The sequence below is a fragment of the Clostridium sp. JN-1 genome (genome assembly GCF_003718715.1).
Lineage (GTDB): Bacteria > Bacillota > Clostridia > Clostridiales > Clostridiaceae > Clostridium_AV.
Window position 1 is genome coordinate 281727 of record NZ_CP033465.1, and the last position, 17554, is coordinate 299280.

The 17554-nt window shown below is 30.9% G+C and carries 18 protein-coding genes; 14 read left to right on the forward strand and 4 right to left on the reverse strand.

Annotation, left to right across the window (positions count from 1 at the left end):
- Nucleotides 1-190: 190 nt before the first annotated feature.
- On the reverse strand, nucleotides 191-856 hold the full coding sequence (locus tag EBB51_RS01420) for a hypothetical protein (protein ID WP_243103887.1): 666 nt from the start codon (nucleotides 854-856) through the stop codon (nucleotides 191-193).
- Nucleotides 857-1134: 278 nt separating this feature from the next.
- Between EBB51_RS01420 and EBB51_RS01425 the strand changes: the two genes are divergently transcribed.
- From EBB51_RS01425 to EBB51_RS01445, 5 genes are all read left to right on the forward strand, one after another.
- Entirely contained in the window at nucleotides 1135-1389 is a 255-nt protein-coding gene (locus EBB51_RS01425; RefSeq protein WP_123052805.1) for a spore coat associated protein CotJA, read from the forward strand.
- Entirely contained in the window at nucleotides 1382-1642 is a 261-nt protein-coding gene (locus tag EBB51_RS01430; RefSeq protein ID WP_243103889.1) for a spore coat protein CotJB, read from the forward strand. Before EBB51_RS01425 ends, EBB51_RS01430 begins: the two co-directional genes overlap by 8 nt.
- 17 nt (nucleotides 1643-1659) lie before the next feature.
- Entirely contained in the window at nucleotides 1660-2259 is a 600-nt protein-coding gene (locus EBB51_RS01435) for a manganese catalase family protein (protein WP_123052807.1), read from the forward strand.
- 166 nt (nucleotides 2260-2425) lie between these two features.
- Nucleotides 2426-2869 (forward strand): hypothetical protein, encoded by a 444-nt coding sequence (locus EBB51_RS01440; protein WP_123052808.1) that lies wholly within the window; start codon nucleotides 2426-2428, stop codon nucleotides 2867-2869.
- Between the two features lie 136 nt (nucleotides 2870-3005).
- Nucleotides 3006-4190 carry a pyridoxal phosphate-dependent aminotransferase gene (locus EBB51_RS01445; RefSeq protein WP_123052809.1) on the forward strand — a complete coding sequence of 395 codons (1185 nt, stop codon included), beginning with the start codon at nucleotides 3006-3008 and terminating at the stop codon, nucleotides 4188-4190.
- A 63-nt stretch (nucleotides 4191-4253) separates the two neighbouring features.
- Here EBB51_RS01445 and EBB51_RS01450 read toward each other — a convergent pair whose 3' ends face one another.
- On the reverse strand, nucleotides 4254-4823 hold the full coding sequence (locus EBB51_RS01450; RefSeq protein WP_123052810.1) for a DUF6143 family protein: 570 nt from the start codon (nucleotides 4821-4823) through the stop codon (nucleotides 4254-4256).
- A 22-nt stretch (nucleotides 4824-4845) separates the two neighbouring features.
- A complete protein-coding gene (locus EBB51_RS01455) occupies nucleotides 4846-5427 on the reverse strand; it encodes a DUF6143 family protein (RefSeq protein WP_123052811.1) in 582 nt (193 codons plus the stop codon).
- 261 nt (nucleotides 5428-5688) lie between these two features.
- On the opposite strand from EBB51_RS01455, the gene EBB51_RS01460 reads away from it, so the two are divergent.
- Nucleotides 5689-7542, forward strand: a complete 1854-nt coding sequence (locus EBB51_RS01460; RefSeq protein ID WP_123052812.1) for an APC family permease — start codon at nucleotides 5689-5691, stop codon at nucleotides 7540-7542.
- A 235-nt stretch (nucleotides 7543-7777) separates the two neighbouring features.
- Entirely contained in the window at nucleotides 7778-7975 is a 198-nt protein-coding gene (locus EBB51_RS01465) for a cold-shock protein (RefSeq protein WP_123052813.1), read from the forward strand.
- A 65-nt stretch (nucleotides 7976-8040) separates the two neighbouring features.
- Here EBB51_RS01465 and EBB51_RS01470 read toward each other — a convergent pair whose 3' ends face one another.
- The gene (locus EBB51_RS01470) at nucleotides 8041-9102 is read right to left on the reverse strand and encodes a Gfo/Idh/MocA family oxidoreductase (RefSeq protein ID WP_123052814.1); all 1062 of its coding nucleotides are present in this window, start codon (nucleotides 9100-9102) and stop codon (nucleotides 8041-8043) included.
- 189 nt (nucleotides 9103-9291) lie between these two features.
- Here EBB51_RS01470 and EBB51_RS01475 point away from each other — a divergent pair, with 189 nt between their 5' ends.
- The 7 genes from EBB51_RS01475 (at nucleotide 9292) to EBB51_RS01505 (ending at nucleotide 17540) form a co-directional block, all read left to right on the forward strand.
- Nucleotides 9292-10227, forward strand: a complete 936-nt coding sequence (locus EBB51_RS01475) for a sugar-binding transcriptional regulator (RefSeq protein ID WP_123052815.1) — start codon at nucleotides 9292-9294, stop codon at nucleotides 10225-10227.
- Between the two features lie 94 nt (nucleotides 10228-10321).
- Nucleotides 10322-10720: a cytidine deaminase gene (locus tag EBB51_RS01480; protein ID WP_123052816.1), complete on the forward strand. Its 399-nt coding sequence runs from the start codon at nucleotides 10322-10324 to the stop codon at nucleotides 10718-10720.
- A gap of 174 nt (nucleotides 10721-10894) precedes the next feature.
- Complete coding sequence (gene deoC / locus EBB51_RS01485) at nucleotides 10895-11539, forward strand: deoxyribose-phosphate aldolase (RefSeq protein ID WP_123052817.1); 645 nt, start codon at nucleotides 10895-10897, stop codon at nucleotides 11537-11539.
- A gap of 95 nt (nucleotides 11540-11634) precedes the next feature.
- The gene (locus EBB51_RS01490) at nucleotides 11635-12816 is read left to right on the forward strand and encodes a NupC/NupG family nucleoside CNT transporter (RefSeq protein ID WP_123052818.1); all 1182 of its coding nucleotides are present in this window, start codon (nucleotides 11635-11637) and stop codon (nucleotides 12814-12816) included.
- 22 nt (nucleotides 12817-12838) lie between these two features.
- On the forward strand, nucleotides 12839-14020 hold the full coding sequence (gene deoB / locus EBB51_RS01495) for a phosphopentomutase (protein WP_123052819.1): 1182 nt from the start codon (nucleotides 12839-12841) through the stop codon (nucleotides 14018-14020).
- A gap of 15 nt (nucleotides 14021-14035) precedes the next feature.
- Entirely contained in the window at nucleotides 14036-15337 is a 1302-nt protein-coding gene (locus tag EBB51_RS01500; protein WP_123052820.1) for a pyrimidine-nucleoside phosphorylase, read from the forward strand.
- Between the two features lie 136 nt (nucleotides 15338-15473).
- Entirely contained in the window at nucleotides 15474-17540 is a 2067-nt protein-coding gene (locus tag EBB51_RS01505; protein ID WP_123052821.1) for a helix-turn-helix domain-containing protein, read from the forward strand.
- Nucleotides 17541-17554: the final 14 nt, after the last annotated feature.

Sequence of the window (17554 nt, forward strand, 5' to 3'; positions counted from 1 at the left end):
AAATAATAAATTAAATTTTTATAGTGTATTAATACATTGTAATGGTAATTGGAAAAAGGTGATAAATATTCAGGTAAGATCAGAGTACTCAAAAGAGTTAGGATTTGCTTAACCACCAGTTAGTTATATGATAGCTAATTGGTGGTTTTAATTTTATTTAGAAAAGTTAAAATGTGCCCAAATAATCAGTTTAATCTTCCATATCCTTAATTATCATCTTTACAATTCGTATATTTTTGCCTTTTATATAAAGATACATAAGAAAGCATGAAAAGCTTCCACCTGTAGTTCCACAAATAATGTCACACATAGTATCATGAAGACTATTATTTTGTGCTGTAAATCCAAAAATTTGATCTGTTGTAAATTCCCAAATTTCCCATGCCCCTGCACATGCAATTGCAAATAGCAGCGGAAATATAACCATAGTTATAGGTTTCATTGACGGATTCTCTTTGTTACCACATAAAAAAATATATATAATCAATCCGTAAAATGCCAATAATGCTCCGGATATCAAATGTAAAAATTTATCATAATGTGATATGCTATAAAAATTCATTATATTTGTTAAATACATGGAAAAAAATATAAAGACCAGTGCTAATAAATAACCTACTTTAGACTTTTTTAAAAATGTTTTATTAAATAACCATCTTATTATAAATATAGTTATATAAATTAATACAATTCTAAAGACTTTTCCGCCGCCTCTGGCAAATACATCCCATACTAATGTAATGGTTAATAATACATAAAATATATAAGTAATTATTGTGTTATATTTCATATGCTTTTTTATTGAATATCTCCTAACTAACATGCTTTCGTAATTATTATACCATAAAATTTCCATACGGTTTGCATGCTTTTATTTTTAGTTTGTGTAAAATTACTGCAGGATATTACTAAACAAAAAATAGAAAAGAAATTTAGTTTGTTGTTTTTTATTAAAATCTTATAGTAGGGATAGATACTTAGCCCATCGAATCAATCAAATGATTTGATGGGCTTTTTTTTGAAAAAGTGGACACTCTAGAGTTAAGTATTCTTTTAATATCGAAAGTAACAATCATATATAGCTAATCATAAGATAAGACTAGGTAAGCAAAAAATGAGGAGGATATAATAAGTATGACTAAAGGTACAAAACTAGATCTTGAAGATATCAACTTGCCACAGGACAAATGTATTCCACAAGAAACAGTAATAAAAAATGTAAGATTGGCAGCTGCATACGTGCCATATCAAAAATTATGCACACTTCTATGCCCTATTGAAGCCCTTAAACACGGAACTGTATTTCCTGAGCTTTATAGCCCTTATGAAGGAAAAGAAAAAAAAATAAAGAAGTTTGGAAAAGATGGAGGGGGCGCTTATTGTGAATGATAAAAAAGAACTTTTAAAACAAATTACTGCTGTAGATTTCATGGTTATAGATCTTCATTTATATCTTAACACTCATCCCAATGATCGTAATGCCCTTTCAAAGTATAACTCATTTGCAGTTGAAGCTAATAGGTTAAAACAAAATTATGAAAGATGTTTTGGACCTTTATCTTATGGAGCTTGCAGTGAGTATCCATGGCAATGGATAAGTGAACCATGGCCGTGGGAATATGAAGCTAATTTTAGGCTTTAAAGGGAGGAGAGAAGTATATGTGGTCATATGAAAAAAGGTTGGAATATTCAGTAAAGATTAAAAATCCTGATCCTCGAATGGCAAAGATAATTATTACACAATATGGTGGTCCTGATGGAGAGTTAGGAGCATCACTTAGATACCTTAGCCAGAGATTCTCTATGCTGACATCTCAAGCTATAGCAACGTTAAATGATATTGGTACAGAGGAATTAGCACATCTTGAAATGGTTGGAGCAATGTTTCATCAGCTCATAGAAGGTGCAAGCCTTGAAGAACTTAAAGCAGCAGGTCTTGAAGCATACTATGCAGATCATGGTAAAGGGATTTATCCTGTAAGTGCTTCGGGTGTCCCATTTACTGCAGCTTATATCCAATCAAAAGGAGATCCTATAGTGGACTTAACTGAGGATTTAGCAGCTGAACAAAAAGCAAGAGCAACTTATGAATATCTTCTAAATTTCGCTGATGATCCAGATGTTATAGAACCTTTAAAATTTCTTAGGGAAAGAGAAATTGTACATTACCAAAGATTCGGTGAATCGCTTAGAATAGTGCAGGAGTATTTACAAGAACCTAAGTTATTTATGATGTCAAAACATGATCTTATGAAATAACGTAAAGTATCTAAGTACTTATATAATCATTTTCAATTAACCCTTGATGTTTCAAGGGCTTTTTACTGCTATTAAAAAGATAGGATTATTTAAAATACTAATATGCATAAAAAATGTACTAAAACAAAAACTAATATGTAAATATTAGTTTTTGTAGGAGGAAAATATGAAAATTGAAGCATTTTTTAGAGGAATAAAAAATACAAATGAAGTTGTTGATAAACTCAAAAGTGAAGGTATTAATGCTTATGCAGATATAAATGATCACTATCAATTAAATATGGGCGTAGAAAGTAACAAAGGACACCTTTTATCTAGTCCAACTAATTCTGGTTTAGTGATTAATTCTGGACTTCCAATGGAAGATAGAGATAAATCTCCTTTGCTTGCAGCTAGCCCTATGGTAAGTGGAATGGGAAATTTTGAAGAAATAGAAGATATAAATTACAGAGTTATAGTAGATACAGATTCTAGCAGTAAAGAAAGAGCTGAGGAAATAATAAAATCCCTTGGAGGATCATTAGATGACCCTAATTTAAATATTCAAAATCATGTAAAAGCAGTAGATCTTACTAAAGCAGATCCGGGATTTTTGAAAACACTTAAATGAGTAAAGCCCTTGTTATTTCAAGGGCTTTAATTTTTATAATAAAAATTTAGATTAAGTAATTTAGGTAAATAAATGTTGACATACTAGTTACTATATGGATTATAATATTAAGTATATCTAAAAGGGGGTAAATTTTATGGTTTCGGAAAAAATGTATGAACTAGGTAGTAAAGAATCAACAATAAGGGCTATTTCTGAATATGGGAAAAAAAGAGCAAGCATAGTTGGACAAGACAATATATTTGATTTTAGTTTAGGAAATCCAAATGTTCCAGCACCAAAATATATCAAAAAAGCAATAATAGATATTTTAAATACTGAAGATCCTTGTAGTGTTCATGGTTATACAGCTGCACCTGGAGACTTAGAAGTTAGAAAATTAATAGCAGAGAGTTTAAATAAAAGATTTGAAACAAGTTTTTCAGCTAAGAATTTATTTATGACAAATGGAGCAACTGCTTCGATAAGTACTTGTTTTAAAGCATTAAGTGAACCAGAGGATGAATTTATTGTTTTTGCACCATATTTCCCTGAATATAAATGCTTTGTAGAAGCTGCAGGGGCAAAACTCATAGTTGTTCCAGCTAATATAAATGATTTCCAAGTTAATTTTTCAGAATTTGAAAAAAAAATTAATAAAAATACTAAAGCGGTTATTGTAAATTCACCTAATAATCCAAGTGGAGTAGTTTATTCAGAAAAAACAATTATTAAATTAGTAAATATATTGAGAGAAAAGGAAAAGGAATATAATCACCCAATATTCTTAATATCAGATGAGCCTTATCGTGAAATTGCATATGATAATATTCAAGTACCATACTTAACAAAGTATTATAATAATACTTTAGTATGTTATTCATATAGTAAGTCTTTTTCACTGCCTGGTGAAAGAATTGGATACATAGTAATTCCTAATGAAATTATCAATTTTGATGTCATATTTAACGCTATTTCTGGTGCAGCAAGAGTTTTAACTCATGTAAATGCTCCATCATTATTTCAAAAAGTAGTTGCAAAATGTGCAGGTATGCCTTCTGATATAAGTATTTATGAAAAGAATAAAGATTTATTATACAATGGTTTAATTAAAGCAGGGTTTTCGTGTGTAAAGCCTGAGGGAGCTTTTTACTTGTTTCCACAGTCATTAGAAGAGGATGATGCAGCTTTTTGTGAAAGAGCAAAAAAGTACGATTTATTATTAGTTCCGGGAAGAGATTTTGGCTGCCCAGGTCATTTTAGAGCAGCATACTGTGTTAAAACTTCAACAATTGAAAGATCACTTCCACTATTTAAAAAGTTGGCAGATGAATATAAATAAGTTATGTAATAAAATATACAAAAAGTACTAAGAAGTCAATTGATTTCTTAGTACTTTTTTACTCTAACGACTTATCTTTTCTTCCCACCATGAATAACCTACAGTTGCTGCAGCAGGTTGATTAGGTGTCTCAGGATTTGATAAGAAAATTAAAAATGATCCGCCAGGAGGGAAAATGAACTTCCCAACTTCTTCATCACCAACAGTAGTATCTGGAAGAGCTCTTCTAACAAATGCTTTTGTTCCGCCGCGTGGATCATTAATTACATTAATTGCTTCAAGCAATCCTATTTTTGGTTCTGGTAGTGGACAAAGAGTTGTATTACCAGGGGTTACTGTTGTAACTCTTTTTGGGTGTCCTGATGGATGACTGTTAAACAATATTTGTACCCTTATTGGTGATTCTCCGGTATTTGTAACCTGCCAAGAATAAACGTGCAAGTTAACATCGGAACTAGTAGGATTAAATAAGCCTGCCCATGCATTCCTGCCATTTCCAAATTTCAATTCATTTGTAGCACCGATAAAGTACTTTCCTTGAAGCGATAGATACAAGGCATATGGCATGCCGGCTGCTTGAGTTATTGGATTTGGTAAAAAAGTTGAGTTCTTATTATTATTGCATGTTTCCATTTAGGTTAATTCCTCCTATCGTTTATTTATTTTCTCGAATTTTTTCTTCCCACCATCCAAAAGCAACTCGGCCTTTTCCAATTTGATTTGATGCTTCTAAATTGGATAAGGAAATAATAAATGATCCCCCTGGTGGAAATATAAATTTACCAACTTCTTCACTTGCAATTGTAACCTCTGAAGTAACTTTTATTGTAAATATATTGTCTCCATCATATGGTTCATCAATTACATTGTTTGCTTGAAGCAAGTTTACTCTTGGTTTTGGCAGTGGTCTAAGAGCAGTATTAGCTGGTGTTACTAATTCTGATTTAATAGATTCTCCAGATGGCTCTGCATTAAACCATATTCGTGCTATTAATGGTGCTTCTCCAATATTAGTAACAGTCCAAACGTATACGTGAAGATTTACTCTAGAATTAACTGGGTTTACTAGTCCTGCCCATGCTATATTTTCATTTTCAAATTCCATATTATCTGCATATCCTACAAAGTATTTTCCTTGAAGCGATAAATATAAAGCATAAGGCATATTAGCTGCTTGAGTTATTGGATTAGGCAAAAAAATTGAATTTTTATAATTGTTATACTCTCCCAATTTCATCACACCTCCTATTAGAGCATTTCCTAATAGAAATACCCTCCTTAGTCATATAATATTTAGAATTTATTAGTTTGGTGCGAATAGATACATAAAAACTGTTTAAGACAAGATATTTTATTTTTATGAGCAAAATATAATAGAAAAGTATAAATTAAAAAAAATAACTAATAATAGGTGATATAAATGATTACAGTATGCATTTAAAAGCATTACTGCCATAAAATATTTTCCGTAATGTGATATAGGGGGATAGGATAACTAATGCTTAAAAAGTTTTTAGACGTTTTATTAGGAGAACCTTTATCTAATGAACAAGGTAGTCATGAGAAGTATAATATTCCTTTTGGACTTGCAATCATGGCTAGTGATGCAATATCATCTGTGGCATATGCAGCTCAGGAAATTCTTTTTGTCTTAATAGTTTTGGGATCAGCAGCTTATAAGTGGCTAACATGGACTTCTTTTATGATCATAGGATTACTTATAATACTTACTATTTCATATATTCAAATCATTAGAGCTTATCCTCAAGGAGGAGGAGCCTATAAAGTAGCAAGAGAAAACCTAGGAGATAAGCCAGGATTAATTGCTAGTGCAGGTTTAATAATCGATTATATACTTACAGTTGCAGTTAGTGCTAGTGCTGGTGCAGATGCCATTGCCTCTGCATTTAGCAGCTTAATGCAGTATAAGGTTATTTTTGTTTTAATTATAATTACAGTTTTGACTATTTTAAATCTAAGGGGTATAAGTGAATCGTCAAGGATTTTTGCCGTACCTACATATATCTTCATTTTTAGTATGATTTTCATGATCGTTTATGGTTTGTTTAAGTATTTTATTTTGAACATTCATCCGCAGCCTATGTATGCTGTACCAAAAGTTGTAGGAGATTTATCAATATTTCTTATTTTAAGAGCTTTTTCTTCTGGATGTTCTGCCTTAACTGGATTAGAATCAGTAAGTAATTCAGTTCCAAACTTTAAGGAACCCAGCCAGAGAAATGCAAAGATTGTTATGATATTATTGGCAGCTTTAATACTTTTTATATTTGGAGGTACTTCAGTACTCGCAATATTTTATACAGCGATACCAATTACAAATGGGCCTACAGTTGTTTCACAAATAGCTTCTGCTATTTTTAGCAATGGAATAATGTACTATGTTATACAATTTAGTACTGCTGTAATTTTACTTATGGCATGTAATACGGCTTACACAGGCTTCCCGATGCTGATGTACGTAATTGGGAAGGATGGTTTTGCTCCAAGACAGTTTACTATTAGAGGCAAAAGACTTAGTTTTTCCTTTGGTATTGTTTCCTTATCATTTATAGCTTGTATTTTAGTTATTATATTTGGGGCTGATACGCATAGGTTGATTCCATTGTATGCAGTTGGAGTATTTACTTCTTTTACTTTGGGTCAATTTGGTATGGTAAGTCACTGGAGAAAAGAGCACAGTAAAGGTTGGATGAAACGTGCTATTATAAATGGCTTAGGTGCTGTGATTAGTTTGATGGCAACAGTAATAATTTTAGTTGAGAAATTTAGCCAAGGTGCATATATAGTTGTAATTTTAATTCCAATAATAATTTTAATTCAGTTAAAGATTAAAGCTCATTATAATAAAGTTGCCGAAGGACTTAGTATTAGCAGATTAAATTTAAAAAAGATAAACTTTAGAATAAAATATAATCATATTGTAGTAGTTCCAATTGCAAGTTTAACCAGGGCAACTATAGGAGCACTTCAATATGCTCAAAGTGTAAGTGAGAATGTTATTGCCCTTAATATTTCAACAGATAAGGAAGAAATGGAAAAGTTAAAACGCAGGTGGAATGAATTAGATACAGATATATTACTTGTTACAAGGTATTCACCTTATAGAACTGTGGTTACTCCTTTGTTAAGAAGTATAGAACTAATTGCAAAGGCAGCAGGTGAAGATGAGAAGGTAACGGTGGTAGTACCGCAGTTTGTTACTCATGAACGATTTGGAGAAATCTTGCATAATCACACAAGTTTTTTTATTAGGGAATCACTGCTCAGAAATGATAATATAATAGTATCTACTTTCCCATATCATTTATCAGATGAAGATATTGATAAATGATATATAAACTTAGAGTATAATTTCAGTAGGCAAAGATAGTAATAATTACTATATAAAAAATAACTTGATTTATATAATAAACTATGATAGAATAAATCGTAACTTAAATTAATGATAAATAATGTAACGCAAATATATTTCAATTGGTACCTAATAATATAGTATACTAAATCGAGAGTTTGTTGGTTAGTTATTACAGTGATTTAAGAATAATATTATTTTTGGAGGTATACATATGAATGGTATAGTAAAATGGTTTAATTCACAAAAAGGATTTGGATTTCTTACAGGAGACGATGGAAAAGATGTTTTCGTACATTTTTCTCAAATAAAAACAGATGGTTATAAGACACTTGAAGAAGGTCAAAAAGTTTCTTTCGACGTAGTTGAAGGACCAAAAGGACCTCAAGCAGAAAATGTTAAAATTCTTTAATTAGTGAATACTTAACCCCTTGAATAGTTTGCTATTCAAGGGGTTTTTGTTTTTAAAATATAGACTTATTCAAACTTTACCCACTTTCTTTCTAAGCTGCTCTTTTGGGCAAGCTCAATTATTCTTATTGTATTTCTTGCTTGTTTAGGAGTTACCTGCAATTCAGCTTCTCCAAGAATTGAAAGATAGACATTTTCATAAAATTTTCTATAGTCACCTGCTTCACTTTCAATTTTACCTGTAAAATGCAAGTTATTTGTTTCGGTATTTATATTTCCCCACAGAGAGCTTGGTTCTACACCCCAATTTTCAATATCTTTTGGCATTAGACCATTTTTCAAGTTTTCTTCTTGAACATCCATACCATATTTAATAAAAGAGCCTTTTTTACCTAAAATAGTGAAATGAGGTCCTTGTTCTCTTACAAGCATTCCTGCTTTTAATGTAACCTTTAAATTGTTGTAAGCTAGGATAACCTCGAAGTTATCAATGACTTTTCCAGAATTCCTTTGAATTCTCAAGTCACCAAATACTTCATCTGGGAGCCCAAAAAGGCATTGAGCTTGATCTATGAGATGAGAGCCAAGATCATATAAAATTCCGGAACCTGGCAAGTCCTTTTCTTTCCATGGACTCTTTTTAATATAATTTCTAAATCTATCAAAATGGGCTTCATACTCTACTATATTCCCAAGAAGACCGCTTTCTATAACTTTTTTTACAGTTCTGAAGTCACTATCCCATCTTCTATTTTGGTTTACAGTTAATATCTTATTTTTTGACTTTGCAAGTTTTAAAAGTTCGTCAGCTTCCTTTGAAGTTACTGTAAGTGGTTTTTCAACTATTACATTTTTATAGTTTTCAAGAGCAGCTTTTGCAAGTTTAAAGTGTATACTGTTTGGAACTGCAAGTACAACGAGATCTATATTTTTGTCATTTAAAATTTCGTCTGTATTAGAAGTTATAAGTGTATTTGGATATTTGGAATTTAGGTTTTTTATATTATCTTCCTTTGTTTCGTAGACCTTATATAAGTTTAATCCAGATACACTTTCAATTATAGGTGCGTGGAAAACCCTCCCGGCACCCCCGTACCCAATTAGTCCAACATTAATTTCTTTACTCATGAAAATCTCTCTCCTTTGATTAATATTATCCTTATGATATGTATAATGAAGATATTTACTTTTATTAATTATTATAACATCTATTCTAGAAAGTATTTTTAAAATCCAAAATATTTTTAATTTTGATTTGTCTTGTAAAGGATTATATAATATGTTTGAGGGATAATGTATAAAAGGGAAGTGTATTTTGTGGACAGTGAAAAACAGCAATTGAGTATTGAAGCAGCAAAGTTATACTATAAGTCAGATTATAGTCAGCAGCAGATTGCATGCCAACTTGGAATATCAAGACCTACTGTGTCGAGGCTTCTACAATATGCTAAAGAAAAGGGTTTCGTGAAAATTAACATTGTAGATCCATTTGATGATTTAGATAAGATGTCATATCAATTAAAGGAAAAATATGAACTAAAAGATGTCCGCGTTGTTTTTTCACCAAAAGATGACTATGAACTTATAAGAAAATATATTAGTAAAGAAGCAGCAGAATATTTAAGCGAAGTTTTAAAAAATGGTGATATGCTTGGAGTGAGTTGGGGAACGACCATGTACGAGGTTGCAAAGAATCTTGTACCTAAAAACCTTAAGGGTATTCAAGTAATTCAGTTAAAAGGAGGTATTAGTTATTCAGAAGTAAATACATATGCTTTTGAAACTATGGAGCTCTTTGCTGAAGCATTTCATACAGTACCAAGGTATTTGCCACTGCCTGTGATATTTGATAATGCAGCCGTAAAAGAAATGGTTGAAAATGATAGAAATATTAAGAGTATTATAGAAATGGGAGTACACGCCAATATAGCAATTTTTACAGTTGGTACTGTGAGAGATGACGCATTACTGTTTCGTCTTGGATATTTAAATGAATCTGAAAAGAAGAGATTAAAACAAGAAAGTGTAGGAGATATCTGTTCAAGATTTTTCGATGAGAATGGTAAAGTTTGTAGTGAGGAGATAAATAATCGTACTATAGGAATATCTCTAGAAAATTTAAGGAAAAAGGAAAAGTCAATTTTAGTTGCAGGAGGATCACATAAAGTTAAGGCAATTAGGGCAGCTTTAAAAGGAAAAGATGCTAATATATTTATTACAGATAAATATACTGCAAAAAAGCTTTTAGAATAGCAGCGTGAAATAAATTTCATACTACTATTTACAATTGTTCAAAAAAGATTTATTATGTATTTGTAATAGAAATTGAAGGGAGGATGTAATTTCAATGGATTATAAAAATTTAGTTTCCAAGGCTTTTGAAGGAAGAAAAAATGCGTATGCTCCTTATTCTAATTTTAAAGTTGGTGCAGCTGTACTTGCTGAAGATGGGAAGGTTTATACGGGCTGTAATATAGAAAATGCTTCATATGGTGCAACAAATTGTGCAGAAAGAACTGCTATATTCAAAGCTGTATCAGAAGGAAATAAAACCATAAAAGCTATTGCGATTGTAGGAGTAGAAAACGATTATACATACCCTTGTGGTGTTTGCAGACAGGTTATATCAGAATTTGCCTCAAAGGACACAAAAATAATATTGGGGAAAAATGAAGACGAATATTTAGTTAAAACATTGGATGAATTACTGCCGGGAGCTTTTACTAAAGAAGATTTAAATAAATAAATGTTTTAATTTTAAGTAAAAAATATATTAAATGAATTATAAAGAAGTGTTCTTTTATTTTGAAATTGGTTAAAAGAATGCTTTTAATTTGGAAACTTGTGAACAAAATTTTATAGGGTTTACAAATGTTCAAAAAATTTATTATTATATTGTAGTATGAAAGGAAGATTTATTATGAATATTGCTAAGATGATTGATCATACATTATTAAAGCCAGAAACAACAAAAAATCAGATTGTTAAATTGACAGAAGAAGCAAAACAATATAATTTTGCTTCAGTTTGTGTAAATCCAACATGGGTTAAACTAGCAAGTGAGAAGTTAAAGGGCAGTGAAGTTAAAGTATGTACTGTTATTGGATTTCCTCTCGGAGCTAATACAACTGCAGTAAAAGTATTTGAAGCAGAAGATGCAATTAAAAATGGTGCAGAAGAAATTGACATGGTTATTAATATTGGGGAATTAAAAGATAAAAATGATGCTTATGTAGAAAATGATATAAAATCTGTTGTAGAAGCTGCAAAGGGAAAAGCAATAGTAAAGGTTATTATAGAAACTTGTCTTTTAACGCAGGAAGAGAAAGTTAGGGTTTGCAATATAGCTAAAAAAGCAGGTGCAAATTTTGTAAAGACATCAACAGGATTTTCAAAGTATGGAGCAAAAGTAGAGGATGTTAAACTTATGCGTGAAACAGTAGGAAATGATATGGGAGTTAAGGCATCTGGCGGTATTCATACTAAACAAGAAACTTTAGACATGATTGAAGCAGGTGCAAGTCGTATAGGTGCAAGTGCAGGTATTGCTATTGTATCTGAATAAAATTTTATATAGAATTAAACGTTAGTTAAAATAGGATGTAATCGTTACTTAAATATTTAAACATTTAAATTAAAGGTATTCGTGGAGGACTAAAGATGAAATTTGTTATTGGAATAATTGGATTAGCTATTGTAATTGGGCTTGCAGTACTTGCCAGTAATGATAGAAAAAACATAAAGATAAAACCTATAATCACAATGGTTGTTTTACAATTTATTTTCGGATTTATTTTATTAAATACTGAAATAGGTAATATTTTAGTAGGTGGAGTAGCAAGCGGTTTTGAAGCACTCTTGAAGTGTGCAGCAGAAGGTGTAAACTTTGTATTTGGTGGTATGGTGAATGATGGTAAATATACATTCTTTATAAGCGTTCTTATGCCAATCGTGTTTATTTCAGCTTTAATTGGTATCTTACAGTATTGTAAAGTACTACCTTTCATAATTAAGTACGTTGGAAAGGGATTAAGTAAAGTAAATGGCATGGGTAAATTAGAATCTTATAATGGAATAGCATCAGCAATTCTTGGGCAGTCAGAAGTGTTTATTTCAGTAAAGAAGCAGCTTGGGCTATTACCTAAAAATCGATTATATACTCTTTGTGCGTCTGCTATGTCAACAGTATCAGCATCTGTTATTGGTTCCTATATGGTTCTTATAAATCCTAAATATGTTGTAACAGCACTTATACTAAATTTATTTGGTGGATTCATTATTGCTTCAATTATAAACCCATATACTGTAAAAGAAGAAGATGATATTTTAGAGGTTGAAGCGAAAGAAAAACAATCATTCTTTGAAATGCTTGGTGAATATATTATGGACGGATTTAAAGTAGCCATTACAGTTGGTGCAATGCTTATTGGATTCGTTTCAATAATTGCCTTAGTTAATGCAATATTTAAAGGCATATTCGGTATTTCATTCCAAGACATTCTTGGATACATTTTCTCACCATTTGCATTTTTCATGGGTATACCATTTAATGAAGCAGTAAAAGCAGGAGGTATAATGGCAATAAAGCTTGTATCAAATGAGTTTGTTGCAATGACTACACTTGCACAGGGAAGTATTGAGCTGTCTTATAGGGCAACAGCCATTGTATCTGTATTTTTAGTTTCATTTGCAAACTTTTCATCAATTGGAATTATAGCAGGTGCAGTTAAAGGATTAAATGAAAAACAGGGTAATGTAGCTGCACGTTTTGGATTAAAATTGTTATATGGAGCAACACTAGTAAGTATACTTACAGCAACTATTGTTGGATTAATTATATAAATATGTGTAAGGAGTGATTTTAATGAATGAATTTAAGAGAATACATGTTATAGTTATGGATTCTGTCGGTATTGGTGAAGCACCAGATTCCAAAGAATTTGGTGATGTTGGTGTCAATACATTAGCACACATTGCAGAAAAAAAGAACGGATTAAATATACCTAATATGGAAGCTATGGGGTTATCTAATATTTATCAAATTAAAGGAGTAAAAAAGGCAGCACGTCCAAAAGCTTATTTTACGAAAATGCAGGAATCTTCCCGCGGGAAAGATACTATGACAGGTCACTGGGAAATGATGGGGTTATACATTGATAAGCCATTTAAAGTTTTCCCTAATGGTTTCCCAGATGAATTAATTAAGAAGATTGAAGACTTTTCTGGAAGAAAAGTTATAGCAAATAAACCGGCTAGTGGTACGGAAATCATAAAAGAACTTGGTGAAAGACAGCTTAAAACTGGTGAATTAATAGTATATACATCTGCAGATTCTGTACTTCAAATTGCTGCACATGAAGAAGTTATACCATTAGATGAGTTATATAAGATATGCCAGTATTGTCGTGACATAACACTTGATGAACCATATAAATTAGGAAGAATAATTGCTAGACCGTTTGTTGGAAAAACAGCAGATACATTTGAGAGAACTTCAAATAGACATGACTATGCACTAAAACCTTTTGGTGAAACAGTAATGAATTACTTAAAGGATGCAAGTTTAGATTCTATTGCCATCGGAAAAATTCGAGATATATTTGATGGTGAAGGAGTTACAAGAGCAATTAGAACTAAATCAAATATGGATGGTATGGATAAGTTTATTTCACTATTGGATGAAGATTTTCACGGACTTAGTTTTACTAATTTAGTTGATTTTGATGCAGTTTATGGTCACAGACGTAATCCAATAGGATATGGAGAGGCTATAGAAGCATTTGATAAAAGACTTACTGAAGTATTTGAAAAGTTAAAAGAAGATGATTTACTTATAATTACAGCAGATCACGGCAATGATCCAACATATACAGGAACAGATCATACGCGTGAATTTGTACCTTTACTTGTTTATTCAAAAAGATTTGAAGGAGGAAATGATTTAGGAATCCGCAGGACTTTTTCAGATTTAGGTGCAACAATTGCAGATAATTTTAAAGTTAAGATGCCTAAATACGGTCAAAGCTTTTTACAAAAATTAATATAAAGGTGGTATGTAAAGATGAGAATGGTAGATATAATTGAAAAGAAACGTGAAGGTGGAGAATTAACTACAGAAGAAATTAAGTTTTTTATAGAAGGTTATACTAATGGCACAATTCCTGATTATCAAGCAAGTGCACTTGCAATGGCAATTTATTTTAAAGATATGACTGATCGCGAAAGAGCAGATCTTACTATGGCAATGGTTAACTCTGGAGAAACTATTGATCTTTCAGCAATTGATGGTGTAAAAGTTGATAAACATTCAACAGGCGGAGTAGGAGATACAACAACACTTGTTCTTGCACCTATGGTTGCATCTCTAGGTGTACCTGTTGCAAAGATGTCAGGACGCGGACTTGGACATACAGGTGGAACTATTGATAAACTTGAATCAGTAAAGGGATTCCATGTTGAACTTACAAAGGAACAATTTATTGATTTTGTTAACCACAGCAAAGTTGCAGTTATGGGTCAAAGTGGCAACTTAACTCCAGCAGATAAAAAGTTATATGCACTTCGTGATGTAACTGGAACTGTAAACTCAATTCCACTAATTGCAAGTTCAATAATGAGTAAGAAAATTGCAGCAGGAGCAGATGCAATAGTACTTGATGTTAAAACTGGTGCAGGAGCTTTTATGAAGACAGAAGAGGATTCAGAAAAACTTGCACATGCTATGGTCAAAATAGGTAATAATGTAGGCAGAAATACTATGGCAATAATTTCTGATATGTCTCAACCTTTAGGATTTGCAATTGGAAATGCTCTTGAAGTAAAAGAAGCTGTCGATACATTAAAAGGCAAGGGACCAGAAGATTTAACAGAACTTGTTTTAACTCTCGGAAGTCAAATGGTTGTACTTGGTAAAAAGGCAAATACATTAGAAGAAGCAAGACAAAAGTTACTTGAATCAATAAAGAATGGTAAGGCACTAGAAAAATTCAAGGAATTCCTTAAAAATCAAGGTGGAGATCCATCAGTTGTAGATAATACTGAAAAATTACCCCAAGCAAAATATAAAATTGCTGTTCCTGCAAGAACAAGTGGATATGTTTCAAATATAGTAGCTGACCAAATTGGTATAGCAGCAATGCTTTTAGGTGCAGGAAGAGCTACAAAAGAAGATAAAATTGATTTAGCTGTAGGAATAGTTCTTAATAAAAAAGTTGGCGATAAGGTAGAAAAAGGTGAATCACTTATGACTATTTATTCAAATCGTGAAAATGTAGAAGATGTAAAGAATAAGATTTATGAAAATATTTCTATTAGTGATCATGCAGAAAAACCAGTTTTAATCCACAAGATTATTACAGAATAAATTAAAGATTTCACAGCTGCTTAATAAAACATATAAACCCGGCATCCTTTTATAGATTATTTAAAAGAGTGTCGGGTTTTATATTAACTCAATATGGTATAATATTTACAAACTGATTGAGGAGCGTTACTTACTTATGAGAAGAGAATATATAAGTTATCCACAAAGTATTCCAGTTTCAATATCATGTGCAAATGTAACTGAATATCCAGTACACTGGCATAATTCCATAGAAATTCTTTATGTACTTAAGGGAAATTTTTATATAACAATAGATTCAGATAAATATGAACTTGTTGAAAAGGATGTAGAAATTGTAAATATAGATGAAGCACACAGTATCCACGGTATGGATAAAGATAATATGATTCTTATATTTCACATAGACCCTAACTTTTTTGAAAAATATTATAGTGATATTCAAAACATGTTTTTCTATACAAATATGACTGATGATAATGGACAAGAAGGGGAAGAGTACGATGAACTTAGAATATTTCTTTCCATGATAACATGTGAAGTAATACAAAAACAGGATAACTATGATGAGGAAGTTGAGGATATACTTGTAAGGGTTTTGTATCATCTTATAAATAACTTTCATTACCTTACAAGCAGTATGGAGGATATTGGGGAAAACGAAGAGGTATTTGAGAGATATCATAGAATTATAAAGTATATTTTTAACAATTATAATGATAATATAACACTTCAGGAAATAGCAAAAAAAGAATTTTTAAGTACCCACTATTTATCACATGGAATTAAAAATACAACAGGTTACAACTTTACGGATTTGCTCAACTTAACTAGAGTAGATGAAGCATTAAAACTTTTACTTGATACAGATAAGACAATATCTGAAATATCAGAAGAAGTTGGATTTTCTCATACAAGGTATTTTAATAAGCATTTTAAAATTCATTTTAAGTGCTCACCATCTCAATATAGAAAGAAATTAAAGGTAGATTCCGAAACTTTAGAAAGTCATAAGAAAATAAAATATATGGATCTTTCAAAAAGTCTTGAATTTATAAGTTACTATCTTGAAGGTTATGACAGATTTAATTATGAAGATAAAATAACAAAAATAAATTTAGATATGTCTCAAGATATTGGAGAGTTTGATAAAAGTTTTAAAGAAGTTATAAATATTGGAGATGCGTTTGATCTTTTAATTGAAGATAATAAGGATATATTAGAAATGCTTCAAGATGAAATTGGATTTAAGTATGCTAGAATATTAAATGTTTTTAGTCAAGACATGGGAATATTTCCGGAATCAAGATTTTGCAACTGGAATCGTGCAAGAGATGTATTTGAATTTTTAGATACTATTTCAATAGGTGTCATTATAGTAATTAATAACAAAGGATTTAAAGAAGATGAGTTTAAAATAATACTAAAGTCATTTTTAAAATATTTCAGTGAACTTGAGAGTGTAGATTTTAAATCTTTTAAATTTGAATTTGCATCTAGTATGGATCAAACTTATGTTAATGAAATTGCTGATATTTTGGCTAATGAGTATGAACTTGAAGTTTGCATGGATAGAGTATCATATGATGACAGTGTTAATTTTATTTATGATACTGCATATATGCTGCCTTTTACAATTAACAGTATAATAAATAAAAGCGATAGTTATAATGTTTTAAGAGCATTTGATGTTTTAGATAAACAAGTTAATCTTACAAATGAAGTGTTTTTTGGATATCCTGGTTTAATTAATGATAAGGGTATAAAGAAACCTTCGTATTATGCATATTTTTTAATAAATAAGCTTGGAGATACCTTGGTTGAAAAAGGTGATGGATATATAGTTACAAAAGACTGCAGCGAATATCAAATTTTACTTTATAGTTATCATGAAGATATTGATAATCTCAATTTATTTGAAAACTTTTCTAAATTTAGAGGAAGTAAAAGCTTAACTGAAAAGAAATTTTCACTTAATATTGTAAGCATATCTTCTGCTGTTAGAGTGACTACTTATGAAATAAATGAAAAGGTTGGTTCATCATATAACTATTGGGTAGACATGGGCAAACCAAAGCGGCTTAACAAGGAAGAAAAAGAAATATTACACAAAGCTTCTTTTCCGAGGATACATTTTAAAAGTATAAAGAAGAGTACAGTACTTAATATAAGAACTAAAATTCAAGGTTATGGGGCAGTACTTATAATAATAAAAGAGGTATGAATAAGTAAAAAAAG